This window comes from Bacillus luti (assembly GCF_009739945.1).
Lineage (GTDB): Bacteria > Bacillota > Bacilli > Bacillales > Bacillaceae_G > Bacillus_A > Bacillus_A luti.
The window spans coordinates 3731987-3744068 of sequence record NZ_CP040336.1 but is presented as its reverse complement, the minus strand read 5'-3'; the positions used below and the strand labels follow the sequence as shown (position 1 = coordinate 3744068).

Annotated in this window: 13 protein-coding genes; all 13 read left to right on the top strand. The window is 38.4% G+C overall.

The window, feature by feature from the left end:
• Positions 1 to 3 precede the first annotated feature (3 nt).
• The 13 genes from ilvC to hisI all read left to right on the top strand — a co-directional run bounded on the left by ilvC (position 4) and on the right by hisI (position 12073).
• Positions 4 to 1014, top strand: coding sequence for a ketol-acid reductoisomerase (gene ilvC, locus EUC40_RS18965; protein WP_001151725.1), 1011 nt, complete (start codon positions 4 to 6; stop codon positions 1012 to 1014).
• 1 nt (position 1015) lies between these two features.
• Positions 1016 to 2536 carry a 2-isopropylmalate synthase gene (gene leuA / locus EUC40_RS18960; RefSeq protein ID WP_033665098.1) on the top strand — a complete coding sequence of 507 codons (1521 nt, stop codon included), beginning with the start codon at positions 1016 to 1018 and terminating at the stop codon, positions 2534 to 2536.
• Between the two features lie 77 nt (positions 2537 to 2613).
• Positions 2614 to 3678: a 3-isopropylmalate dehydrogenase gene (leuB, locus tag EUC40_RS18955; protein ID WP_071709854.1), complete on the top strand. Its 1065-nt coding sequence runs from the start codon at positions 2614 to 2616 to the stop codon at positions 3676 to 3678.
• Entirely contained in the window at positions 3678 to 5072 is a 1395-nt protein-coding gene (leuC, locus tag EUC40_RS18950; protein ID WP_156576275.1) for a 3-isopropylmalate dehydratase large subunit, read from the top strand. The genes leuB and leuC overlap by 1 nt, the downstream gene beginning before the upstream one ends.
• Positions 5050 to 5631, top strand: a complete 582-nt coding sequence (gene leuD, locus EUC40_RS18945) for a 3-isopropylmalate dehydratase small subunit (protein ID WP_071709852.1) — start codon at positions 5050 to 5052, stop codon at positions 5629 to 5631. Before leuC ends, leuD begins: the two co-directional genes overlap by 23 nt.
• 308 nt (positions 5632 to 5939) lie before the next feature.
• Positions 5940 to 7202 carry an ATP phosphoribosyltransferase regulatory subunit gene (locus EUC40_RS18940; RefSeq protein ID WP_156576274.1) on the top strand — a complete coding sequence of 421 codons (1263 nt, stop codon included), beginning with the start codon at positions 5940 to 5942 and terminating at the stop codon, positions 7200 to 7202.
• Positions 7178 to 7813 carry an ATP phosphoribosyltransferase gene (hisG, locus tag EUC40_RS18935; protein ID WP_001244468.1) on the top strand — a complete coding sequence of 212 codons (636 nt, stop codon included), beginning with the start codon at positions 7178 to 7180 and terminating at the stop codon, positions 7811 to 7813. Before EUC40_RS18940 ends, hisG begins: the two co-directional genes overlap by 25 nt.
• 10 nt (positions 7814 to 7823) lie before the next feature.
• Positions 7824 to 9113 carry a histidinol dehydrogenase gene (gene hisD / locus EUC40_RS18930; protein ID WP_156576273.1) on the top strand — a complete coding sequence of 430 codons (1290 nt, stop codon included), beginning with the start codon at positions 7824 to 7826 and terminating at the stop codon, positions 9111 to 9113.
• Positions 9113 to 9697, top strand: coding sequence for an imidazoleglycerol-phosphate dehydratase HisB (hisB, locus tag EUC40_RS18925; RefSeq protein WP_156576272.1), 585 nt, complete (start codon positions 9113 to 9115; stop codon positions 9695 to 9697). The genes hisD and hisB overlap by 1 nt, the downstream gene beginning before the upstream one ends.
• On the top strand, positions 9698 to 10327 hold the full coding sequence (hisH, locus tag EUC40_RS18920) for an imidazole glycerol phosphate synthase subunit HisH (RefSeq protein WP_156576271.1): 630 nt from the start codon (positions 9698 to 9700) through the stop codon (positions 10325 to 10327).
• Positions 10300 to 11019 carry a 1-(5-phosphoribosyl)-5-[(5-phosphoribosylamino)methylideneamino]imidazole-4-carboxamide isomerase gene (gene hisA / locus EUC40_RS18915; protein ID WP_156576270.1) on the top strand — a complete coding sequence of 240 codons (720 nt, stop codon included), beginning with the start codon at positions 10300 to 10302 and terminating at the stop codon, positions 11017 to 11019. Before hisH ends, hisA begins: the two co-directional genes overlap by 28 nt.
• Positions 11013 to 11771, top strand: a complete 759-nt coding sequence (gene hisF / locus EUC40_RS18910; protein ID WP_000880118.1) for an imidazole glycerol phosphate synthase subunit HisF — start codon at positions 11013 to 11015, stop codon at positions 11769 to 11771. Before hisA ends, hisF begins: the two co-directional genes overlap by 7 nt.
• Positions 11768 to 12073, top strand: a complete 306-nt coding sequence (gene hisI, locus EUC40_RS18905; RefSeq protein ID WP_071709845.1) for a phosphoribosyl-AMP cyclohydrolase — start codon at positions 11768 to 11770, stop codon at positions 12071 to 12073. Before hisF ends, hisI begins: the two co-directional genes overlap by 4 nt.
• Positions 12074 to 12082: the final 9 nt, after the last annotated feature.

Below are 12082 nucleotides of genomic sequence, written 5' to 3'. Positions count from 1 at the left end.
AAAATGGCAAAAGTTTATTATGAAAAAGATGTAACGGTAAATGTATTAAAGGAAAAGAAAGTAGCGATTATCGGATATGGTTCACAAGGTCATGCTCATGCACAAAACTTACGCGATAACGGATTTGATGTAGTAGTGGGATTAAGGAAAGGTAAGTCCTGGGATAAAGCGAAAGAAGATGGATTTTCTGTATATGCAGTAGGGGAAGCGGCAAAACAGGCAGATGTAGTAATGATTTTACTACCAGATGAACTGCAGCCAGAAGTATATGAGGCAGAAATTGCACCAAATTTACAGGCAGGAAATTCTCTTGTGTTCGCACATGGGTTTAATGTTCACTTTGATCAAGTGAAGCCACCAGCGAATGTAGATGTATTTCTAGTAGCGCCGAAAGGTCCAGGACATCTAGTGCGCCGTACGTTTAGTGAGGGCGGCGCTGTTCCAGCATTATTTGCAGTATATCAAGATGCAACAGGAGTTGCGACTGAAAAGGCACTTTCTTATGCTGATGGAATTGGAGCGACGAGAGCTGGTGTACTGGAAACGACGTTTAAAGAAGAAACAGAAACAGACTTATTTGGAGAGCAAGCAGTACTTTGCGGAGGCGTGACTGCGCTTGTAAAAGCAGGGTTTGAAACGTTAGTTGATGCGGGCTATCAACCTGAACTTGCATATTTTGAATGTTTACATGAACTGAAACTCATTGTTGATCTTATGTATGAAGGTGGACTTGAAAATATGAGATATTCAGTTTCAGATACAGCGCAGTGGGGAGACTTCGTATCAGGACCACGTGTTGTGACTGAAGATACGAAGAAAGCGATGGGGGAAGTACTAGCAGAAATTCAAGATGGTACATTTGCAAGGGGCTGGATTGCGGAGCATAAAGCAGGAAGACCTCAATTTAATGCGACAAATGAAAAAGAAAATGAACATGAAATCGAAGTAGTTGGACGTAAATTACGTGAAATGATGCCTTTCGTACAGCCGCGAGTAAAGGTAGGGATTAAATAATATGAAGCAGGTTTTGTTCATGGATACGACGCTTCGTGATGGCGAACAATCACCAGGAGTTAATTTAAATGAACAAGAGAAATTACAAATTGCAAAGCAACTGGAGAAACTTGGTATTAATGTCATGGAAGCTGGCTTTGCAGCAGCTTCCGAAGGAGATTTTCAATCAGTAAAACGTATTGCAAATACAATTCAAAATGCTACAGTTATGAGTTTAGCTAGAGCGAAAGAAAGTGATATTCGAAGAGCCTATGAAGCTGTGAAAGGTGCTGTATCTCCTCGTCTACACGTATTTTTAGCTACGAGTGATATTCATATGAAGTATAAACTTTGTATGTCGAAAGAAGATGTGTTAGATAGCATTTATCGCTCGGTTACGCTTGGGAAATCGTTATTTCCAACCGTACAATTTTCAGCAGAAGATGCGACAAGAACTTCAAGAGCATTTTTAGCTGAAGCAGTAGAAGTTGCAATTGGAGCAGGAGCGAATGTAATCAATATTCCAGATACAGTGGGATATACGAATCCAGAAGAATATTATTCTCTTTTTAAATATTTACAAGAATCTGTTCCATCCTATGAAAAAGCAATATTTTCTTGTCATTGTCATGATGATCTTGGGATGGCAGTAGCAAATTCGTTAGCTGCGGTTGAAGGCGGAGCATTGCAAGTAGAAGGAACAATTAACGGAATTGGAGAAAGAGCAGGGAATGCGGCGCTAGAAGAGGTCGCAGTTGCTCTTCATATTAGAAAAGATTTCTATAAAGCGGAGTCTTCTATGACGTTAAAAGAAATTAAATCGACGAGTACGTTAGTAAGTCGTTTAACAGGTATGGTTGTACCGAAAAATAAAGCAATCGTTGGAGCAAATGCTTTTGCTCACGAATCAGGTATTCATCAAGATGGTGTTTTAAAGGAAGTAACGACATATGAAATTATTGAACCGTCACTTATAGGAGAATCTCAAAACCTATTTGTACTTGGTAAACATTCTGGGCGTCATGCGTTTACGGAAAAAATGAAAGAGCTTGGTTATGAGTTTACAAATGAAGAGCGTGATACGGTATTTGAAGCATTTAAAAAATTAGCAGATCGCAAAAAGGAAATTACGGAAGAAGATTTACGTGCGCTTATGCTCGGTGAAGCAGCATTTGCGGCACAGCAATATAATATTAAACAATTGCAAGTACATTTCGTATCAAATAGCACACAATGTGCGACAGTCGTCCTGAAAGATGAGGAAGGAAATGTATACGAAGATGCAGCAACTGGTTCTGGAAGTATTGAGGCAATTTATAATGCAATCCAAAGAATTTTAGGATTAGAATGTGAATTGGCGGATTATCGCATACAATCTATTACACAAGGTCAAGATGCACTGGCTCATGTTCATGTTGAATTAAAAGAAGGAACTCATCAAGTATCAGGTTTTGGTGTTGCGCAAGACGTATTGGAAGCATCGGCGAGAGCTTATGTCCATGCAGCAGGGAAATTAAAATCTTATATATCACTTGTAAAGTAAGTGTGTGATAGGTGAGGGAAACTTTCCTCATCTATCACATTAAAGTTCTGAAAATTCAGTTAAAAGGAGTGTTGAAATTGGAAAAACGTATCGTTTGTTTAGCTGGTGATGGTGTTGGACCAGAAGTTATGGAAAGTGCGAAGGAAGTATTGCATATGGTAGAGAGGCTATATGGACATCATTTTCATTTGCAAGATGAGCATTTTGGTGGTGTTGCTATCGATTTAACGGGGCAACCATTACCACAGCGAACACTTGCCGCTTGTTTAGCGAGCGATGCGGTTTTACTTGGAGCAGTCGGTGGACCTCGTTGGGATAGTGCGAAAGAAAGGCCAGAGAAAGGATTATTAGCATTAAGAAAAGGACTCGGTGTATTTGCGAATGTTCGCCCTGTAACAGTAGAAAGTGAAACTGCACATTTATCCCCATTGAAAAACGCTGAAGAAATTGATTTCGTTGTTGTTCGGGAATTAACAGGGGGAATCTATTTTTCTTATCCAAAAGAACGAACGGAAGAAGTAGCGACAGATACACTTACGTATCATCGCCATGAAATTGAACGTATCGTTTCGTATGCTTTTCAATTAGCAAGTAAGAGGAAGAAAAAAGTAACATCAATTGATAAGGCAAATGTTTTAGAGTCTAGTAAACTATGGAGAACCGTAACAGAGGAAGTAGCACTTCGCTATCCAAATGTGGAATTAGAGCACATTTTAGTAGATGCGGCAGCTATGGAATTAATTCGGAATCCAGGACGCTTCGATGTTATCGTAACAGAAAATTTATTTGGTGATATTTTAAGTGATGAGGCTTCTGTATTAGCTGGATCATTAGGGATGCTTCCATCAGCAAGTCATGCTGAAAATGGTCCTTCATTATACGAGCCTATTCACGGATCGGCACCGGATATTGCTGGGAGAAATAAGGCGAATCCAATTGCAATGATGCGTTCTGTTGCAATGATGCTTGGGCAGTCATTCGGATTAACGAGAGAAGGATGTGCAATTGAATCTGCAATTTCTGCAGTGCTTAAATTAGGAAAATGTACAGCGGATATCGGAGGAGATGAGACAACAACTTCATTTACGAAGGCAGTTATGCAAGAGATGGAAGAGCAAGCGCTAGTAGGGAGAGGAAGATAATGGGGAAAAGGTTGCTAGATAAGCTTTGGGAACGACACGTAGTTGCGACAAACGAAAATGGGTTGGATTTATTATATATTGATCTTCATCTCGTTCATGAAGTAACGTCACCGCAAGCCTTTGAAGGCTTGCGGCTGGCAAATCGGACAGTTCGCAGACCGGATTTAACATTCGCAACGATGGATCATAATATTCCAACGAAAGATGTTTGGAATATTACCGATCGCATTGCGAAGCAGCAACTAGATACACTTCGGGAAAATTGTAAACAATTTCAGGTGCCATTAGCGGATATTGGTGATGAAGAGCAAGGGATCGTTCATGTTATCGGGCCAGAACTTGGACTTACACAACCAGGGAAAACGATTGTCTGTGGTGATAGTCATACAGCAACGCATGGTGCTTTCGGTGCGCTAGCGTTTGGTATTGGTACGAGTGAAGTGGAGCATGTATTAGCAACGCAAACGCTGTGGCAACAAAAGCCGAAAGCGATGGGCATTGAGCTAAAAGGAAAGTTACCGCAAGGTGTTTATGCTAAAGATATTATTTTGCACCTCCTTTCAAAGTACGGCGTAGCAGTTGGAACAGGTTACGTAATGGAGTTTTACGGAGAGACAATTCATGCTATGGATATGGAAGAGAGGATGACGCTTTGCAATATGGCAATTGAAGGGGGAGCAAAGGCTGGCATTATTGCACCAGATGAAAAAACATTTGCTTACGTAAAAGGGCGTCAATATGCACCGAAAGACTATGAGTCTATTCAGAAGAAATGGTCGGAACTTTATACAGATGCAGATGCCATTTATGATTTACATATTTCGATAGATGTTACGGATTTAGCACCATATGTTACGTGGGGAACAAATCCAAGTATGGGTGTTCGCATTGATGAAAAATTGCCAGAAAAGCATGATGCAAATGAGGAAAGAGCATTTTCTTATATGGGATTGAGTCCTGGGCAAAGTACGTATGACATTCCAGTTCAACATGTTTTCATTGGATCTTGTACAAATTCCAGGCTTTCTGATTTAGAAATTGCCGCATCTGTCGTGAAAGGTAAAAAGGTAAAAGAAGGTGTGCGGGCACTCGTTGTACCTGGATCTCAAAGGGTAAGAGAAGCAGCGATGCATAAAGGATTACATCGCATATTTGAAGAAGCGGGATTTGAATGGAGAGAGCCCGGATGTTCAATGTGTCTCGGAATGAATCCAGATCAAGTACCTGAAGGAGAACATTGTGCATCTACTTCAAATCGTAATTTTGAAGGAAGACAAGGAAAAGGGGCGCGAACGCATTTAGTTAGCCCGGCAATGGCGGCAGCGGCTGCGTTATATGGTCATTTTGTTGATATTAGAAAGGAGAGTTATGATGGAGCCATTTCGTATTCATAAAGGTACTGCCGCAGTATTGATGAATGATAACATTGATACAGATCAAATTATTCCGAAGCAATATTTAAAGAGAATTGAAAGAACGGGGTTTGGAAAGTTTTTATTTGATGAGTGGCGATATGATAATGATCGTCATGAAAATCCTAACTTTCCTCTAAATGCACAAGAAAGAAAAGGAGCTAGTATATTAATTACTGGGGATAATTTCGGGTGCGGTTCTTCGAGAGAACATGCTCCGTGGGCACTTGCTGATTATGGTTTTCGTGTTATTATCGCGGGTGGTTTTGCAGATATTTTTTATATGAATTGTATGAAGAATGGTATGTTACCGATTGTGATGGATAAAGAGACGCGTGAACAACTTGCTAAAACGGATGCGCGAGAACAAATTGAAGTTGATTTAGAAAATGAAGTAATTACAACGAATACGCACAGGTTCCATTTCACAATCGAAAAAATGTGGAAAGAAAAATTAGTAAATGGCTTAGACGAAATTAGCATTACAATGCAATATGAACAAGAAATAAAAGAGTATGAAAGAAAAGTAGTTTTATATTAATTGATAACAGAATATTAAAAATGTATTTACATTCAGAATTAACTGTTATATACTATGTGAAAATCAGAGGAGAAAGGGAGTAAGTATTATGAATATCGTGCGATCTATTACAATGCTTACACAACTACATCATCATACATGAAACCCTTGAACCTAGCGTGAAAACGTGTAGGTACAAGGGTTATTCCCGTTGTACCTACACTCTACTAAAGAGCCTTGTAGGTATTTTGTCTACAAGGCTCTTTTTATTTTCGGTTTAGGTGAATGAAATGGGCATACATTAGAAAGGGAAAGGTGTGAGAATTTAGATGACAAAGTGGAAAAGGGCGAATCCGAATGGAACGAGAGATTATTTATTTGAAGAGTGTACGTTAATCGAGGAAGTGGAACAAAATTTAAGACGTACATTTTTAGAGAGAGGCTATGAGGAAATAAGGACACCTACAATTGAGTTTTATGATGTGTTTGCTTTTCAAAATCGGCCGATAGATGAAGAGAAGATGTATAAATTTTTTGATGAAAAGGGACGGATTATTGTACTGCGTCCTGATATGACGATTCCTTTAGCGAGAGTGATTGGAACGCAGAGATGGGATACGCCACTGAAAGTGACGTATAGCGGGAATGTATTTCGAGCGAATGAGTCCCATTCTGGAAAGTATAATGAAATCGTGCAAAGTGGTATTGAAATTATCGGGATCGATAATGTAAGAGCTGAAATTGAATGTGTAATAAGTGTCATTCAAGCACTTCAAAAGTTGAAGGTGAAATCTTTTACAATTGAGATTGGGCAAGTACAGTTATATAAATGTATTGTAAAAAAACTCTCCATCCATGATGAAGAAGAGAAAGTACTTAGAACTTATATAGAAAGTAAAAATTACGCTGCCCTCTCAAATTTTATCGAAGAAAAGAAATTAGACCGCTGTGATGAAACAGTAAGCTTACTTGAGAAATTGCCAAGGCTATTTGGAAATTTAGAGGTTATTGAGGAAGCGGAAAAACTTGCCTCAAGTAATGAAATGAAAATGGCCATTGCAAGAGTGAAAGAAATATATGAAGCAATTGAAAAACTGGGATATGGATCTTACATATCTATTGATTTAGGGATGATTCAACATTTAGATTATTATACGGGTGTTATTTTCAAAGGTTATATATATGAAATTGGAGAAGAGATTGTTAGTGGCGGAAGATACGATGAGTTAATTGGTAATTTTGGTGAGATGGTGTCAGCAGTTGGACTCGCGGTGCAAGTAAATCAAATCGTTAAGGCATTGCAAGAGCAGCAAGTATCGTATGAACGAGAGTCAATAGATATGATGATTCATTATGAATTAAATAGAGTAGCGGAAGCAGAAAGGTTACGAAGCTTACTTCGAAAGGATGGAAAGAATGCTAGGTTATCTCTATTCTCTAATTTAAACGACACCTTTCAATTTGCAAGAAAAAATAAAATCGTAACGGTCGTTGAGGCAAAGAATGAATCATTAGTGGAATATGTTTGGAAAGAGAAATGGGTCGTTCAGAAAGAAGGGGAGACTTCATGCGTAACATTCAAATTGCGTTAACGAAAGGAAGACTAGAAAAGCATGTGATTCCATTGTTTGAGCAAATTGGAATTGATTGTTCAGAGCTTAAAGATAAAGGGAGAAAGCTTGTCTTTCAAAGTAAGAACACAAATGTTTCATTTATTTTAGTGAAAGCGGTAGATGTTGCTACTTATGTAGAACATGGCGTGGCTGACATCGGTGTTGTTGGAAAAGATATTCTAATGGAAAACGAGAAAGATGTATATGAAATGGTAGATCTAGGGGTGGGGATGTGTAAGTTTTGTGTCGCTTCTATTCCTACGTATAATCCGAAGAGTTACCGGAAGAAACGAATTGCTACGAAATATCCACACATCACTTCCAATTATTTTCACGAAAAGGGGGAAGATGTAGAAATTATAAAAATAGAAGGTTCTGTAGAAATTGCTCCTCTTTTAGGATTAGCAGATGCAATTGTTGATATTGTTGAAACGGGAAAAACATTACAAGAGAATGGACTCATTGTATTTGAGGAAATGTATTCTATATCAGCTCGAGTAATTGTAAATAAGGCAGCTTTAAAAACTAAAAAAGACGAAATATTCAGTATTATAAATATGATGGAGCAAGAAATTTTGTCTGGTAAATAGGAGGATTAAAATGGAAATCATTTATGAAGATTTCAAAGAGGCATTAACGAAAATAAAAGTGCTAAGAGAAAGAGCTAATATAATAGAAGAAACTATTCAAAGAAGTGTAAGAGAAATTGTTCAAAACGTAAGAGAGAGTAAAGATGAGGCTTTATCTTTGTACACAAAAAAGTTTGATCGTGTGGAGGTTACAAATTTTCGTGTAAGTGAGGAAGAAATAAAAAAAGCGAGTATGTTAGTGGAACATACTTTTCTAGAAGCGTTACAAGAAGCGAAGAGAAACATTGTCTCCTATCACGAAAAGCAAAACAGGCAATCGATGCTTGACTGCGTGAGTGATGGGGTAATTAGAGGGCAACTCATTCAGCCTTTAGAAAATGTAGGTGTATATGTGCCGGGGGGGACGGCTTCTTATCCTTCATCCGTATTAATGAATGTATTACCAGCCAAAATCGCAGGTGTGAAAAAAATTATAATGGTAACACCGCCGAGAGAAAGAGGAATTGATCCTCATATATTAGCAGCCGCAAACCTTGCGGGAGTAGATGAAATTTATATGGCCGGTGGTGCGCAAGCAATTGCTGCTTTAGCGTATGGGACGGAATCGATTCCGAAAGTGGATAAAATAGTTGGACCGGGAAATTTGTACGTTGCTCTAGCGAAGCGAGAAGTATACGGAATAGTAAATATCGATATGATTGCTGGACCATCAGAAATTGTAGTTATCGCTGATGAAACAGGGAATGCCAATTATATTGCTGCTGATTTATTGTCACAGGCAGAGCATGACGAAAGAGCAACAGCTATTTGTATTACAACGAATATAGAGCTAGCAAAAGGAGTAAAAAGAGAGATTGAAAGACAGTTAGGGACATTACCAAGAAGTGAGATTGCTCGTGAATCTATAAAAAGAAATGGAGCAATTTGTGTTGTTCCTTCATTAGAAAAGGCGTTCCAATTATCAAATGAAATCGCTCCGGAACATTTAGAGCTACATATAAAAGAACCGATGAATGCTCTAGCTTATGTGAAGCATGCAGGATCTATTTTCCTTGGACCATATACACCTGAGCCGCTCGGTGATTATTTGGCAGGACCGAATCACGTATTACCGACAAGTGGAACGGCAAGATTCTTCTCTCCGTTATCAGTCGATGATTTTGTGAAAAAGTCAAGCTTCGTTTCTTATACAGAAGAAGCGTTAAAGAGTGTACAACATCATATTGTTGAACTAGCAAATAAAGAAGGTTTACATGCGCATGCGAGAGCAATCCAAATTAGATTTGAGGAGGAAGAATAATGCGTGAGTCCAGTCAAGTACGTAAGACGACAGAAACAAAAATTAAACTAAGTTTGCAGCTCGATGAAAGTACGAATGTGTCTGTGCAAACGGGAGTAGGTTTCTTTGATCATATGCTAACTTTGTTTGCAAGACATGGAAGATTTGGTTTACAAGTTGAAGCAGAAGGAGATGTATTTGTTGACGCTCATCATACAGTTGAAGATGTAGGAATTGTACTCGGAAATTGTTTGAAAGAAGCATTGCAAAATAAAGAGAGTATTAACAGGTATGGATCGGCATATGTACCGATGGATGAGTCTTTAGGCTTTGTTGCAATTGATATAAGTGGTCGCTCTTATATTGTGTTTCAGGGAGAATTAACAAATCCCAAATTAGGCGATTTCGATACAGAATTAACGGAAGAATTTTTTAGAGCAGTTGCTCATGCTGCCAATATTACATTACATGCTCGCATTCTATACGGAAGTAATACACATCACAAAATTGAAGCTTTATTTAAAGCATTTGGTCGAGCGCTTAGAGAGGCAGTCGATAAAAATGTCAATATTACTGGTGTAAATTCAACAAAGGGGATGTTGTAATTGATTTCCATTATAGATTATGGCATGGGGAATATTCGCAGTGTAGAACAAGCATTACAGTACGTTGGAGCAGAGTATGTCGTAACGAGTGATAAGGAAGAAATATTGAGAAGTGATGGAGTTATTTTACCGGGAGTAGGTGCATTTCCGAAAGCGATGGACGTATTAGAAGAAAAAGATTTAGTGTGTGTACTTAAAGAAATTGGAGATATAGGGAAACCGCTCCTTGGTATATGTTTAGGAATGCAGCTTTTATTTGAAAAAAGTGAGGAATTAAAAGAATGTAGCGGATTACACTTATTGCCTGGTGTTATTCGAAAGTTAAAAGTTCCTTATAAAATCCCACATATGGGGTGGAATGAATTAATGAAAGAAAGGGAGTTTCCGCTTTGGAATGGGATAGAAGACAGTGCCTTCGTATATTATGTTCATTCTTATTATGCAGATTGTCCAGATGAAATTGTGTGTGGGGCAAGTGAATATGGAGTGCGAGTACCTGGTTTTGTAGCGAAAGAAAATGTATTTGGTGCGCAGTTTCATCCTGAAAAAAGTGGAGAGATTGGAATACGTATTTTAAAGAATTTTAAAGGAGTGGTAGAAGAATGGAAATTTTCCCAGCAATCGATTTAAAAGAAGGGCGATGCGTTAGGCTTTATCAAGGAGAGTTTAGTAAAGAAACTGTCATGAATGAAGATCCGGTTGCACAAGCAATTATATTTGAAAAACTGGGAGCGAGAAGGTTACACATTGTTGATTTAGATGGTGCAATTGCTGGGGAGTCATTAAATTTTTCCGTAATTGAAAAAATATGCAGAGCGATACGTATTCCCGTGCAAGTTGGAGGCGGGGTTCGATCACTTGCAGCAGTGGAGAAGTTATTATTAGTTGGTGTAGATAAAGTGATTTTAGGAACAGCTGCCCTTTATGATAAGTCATTTTTAGAAGAAGCAGTTCGTTTATATGAAGAGAAAATTATCGTTGGAATTGATGCGAAAAATGGTTTTGTGGCAACGAGGGGCTGGCTTGATGTGTCTGAAATTTCTTACATTGATTTAGCGAAACAGATGGAAAAATTAGGTGTCAAAACAATTGTGTTTACGGATATTTCGAAAGACGGGACGCTTGCAGGACCGAATTTTGAACAATTAAGGTCATTACAAAATAGTGTGGATATTCGTCTTATCGCTTCTGGAGGAGTGGCAACTATTCAAGATGTAAAAAAATTAAATGCTATGAATATATACGGTGTCATAATTGGAAAGGCATTTTATGAGAAAACGATTGATTTAGAAGAAGTGTTACAGGTAACAAAGCTATGTTAGCGAAACGAATTATTCCATGTCTAGATGTGAAAGAAGGGAGAGTCGTAAAGGGTGTGAATTTTATAGGATTACGAGACGTTGGTGATCCGGTCGAAATAGCCGCTTTATATAATGATGCGGGAGCAGACGAAATTGTATTTTTGGATATTACTGCGACGCACGAAGGAAGAAAAACGATTCTGGATGTTGTAGAAAAAACGGCCTCAAAAGTATTTATTCCTCTTACAGTAGGCGGAGGGATTTCTAATGTTCAAGATATATATAATTTACTAAGATCTGGTGCGGATAAAATTTCGATTAATTCAGCAGCTATACGGAATCCAAGGCTAATTCAGGAAGGAGCAGAACATTTTGGCTCACAATGTATTGTCACAGCAATTGATGCTAGAAAAGTAGCGGAAGATAGGTGGAATGTATACGTGAACGGAGGCAGAGTTGATACAGGAATAGATGCGATAGAATGGGCGAAGCGCGTTGCTGAGCTAGGTGCAGGTGAAATTTTGTTAACGAGTATGGATGCAGATGGAACGAAAAATGGATATGATCTTCAGTTAACAGAAGAAATTTCAAAAAGTGTTTCTGTTCCAGTCATTGCGTCAGGCGGATGTGGTCATGCTGATCACATTATAGAAGTCTTTCAAAAGACAACAGTCGATGCAGCATTAGCGGCATCCATCTTTCACTATGGTGAGGAAACTGTACAGAGTGTAAAGAGAAAGTTAAGAGAAGCTAACGTTGAGGTGCGGCTATGAAACCTAACTTTTCAAAAGGATTACTACCAGCAGTTGTAATTGAAGAAGGTACAAAAGAAGTTTTAATGTTAGCTTATATGAATGAAGAAGCATATGAAAAAACGCTGAAAACGAAAAAAACGTGGTTTTATTCTCGCTCGAGACAATCGTTATGGAATAAAGGAGAAACATCAGGAAATGTCCAATATGTACAATCGGTTTATTTAGATTGTGATCAAGATTCAATTGTTGTTGTCGTAAAGCAAGTAGGACCTGCTTGCCACACGGGAGAGAAAACATGTTTTCACTATAAAATTATATAGGGGGATACA

What these genes read in the sequence shown, in the direction of transcription:
- hisD (WP_156576273.1), top strand. Translation starts at nt 7,824, where the DNA reads ATGGAAATCATTTATGAAGATTTCAAAGAGGCATTAACGAAAATAAAA.
- hisG (WP_001244468.1), top strand. Translation starts at nt 7,178, where the DNA reads ATGCGTAACATTCAAATTGCGTTAACGAAAGGAAGACTAGAAAAGCAT.
- leuA (WP_033665098.1), top strand. Translation starts at nt 1,016, where the DNA reads ATGAAGCAGGTTTTGTTCATGGATACGACGCTTCGTGATGGCGAACAA.
- ilvC (WP_001151725.1), top strand. Translation starts at nt 4, where the DNA reads ATGGCAAAAGTTTATTATGAAAAAGATGTAACGGTAAATGTATTAAAG.
- leuC (WP_156576275.1), top strand. Translation starts at nt 3,678, where the DNA reads ATGGGGAAAAGGTTGCTAGATAAGCTTTGGGAACGACACGTAGTTGCG.
- hisI (WP_071709845.1), top strand. Translation starts at nt 11,768, where the DNA reads ATGAAACCTAACTTTTCAAAAGGATTACTACCAGCAGTTGTAATTGAA.
- hisB (WP_156576272.1), top strand. Translation starts at nt 9,113, where the DNA reads ATGCGTGAGTCCAGTCAAGTACGTAAGACGACAGAAACAAAAATTAAA.
- leuD (WP_071709852.1), top strand. Translation starts at nt 5,050, where the DNA reads ATGGAGCCATTTCGTATTCATAAAGGTACTGCCGCAGTATTGATGAAT.
- hisA (WP_156576270.1), top strand. Translation starts at nt 10,300, where the DNA reads ATGGAAATTTTCCCAGCAATCGATTTAAAAGAAGGGCGATGCGTTAGG.
- EUC40_RS18940 (WP_156576274.1), top strand. Translation starts at nt 5,940, where the DNA reads ATGACAAAGTGGAAAAGGGCGAATCCGAATGGAACGAGAGATTATTTA.
- hisF (WP_000880118.1), top strand. Translation starts at nt 11,013, where the DNA reads ATGTTAGCGAAACGAATTATTCCATGTCTAGATGTGAAAGAAGGGAGA.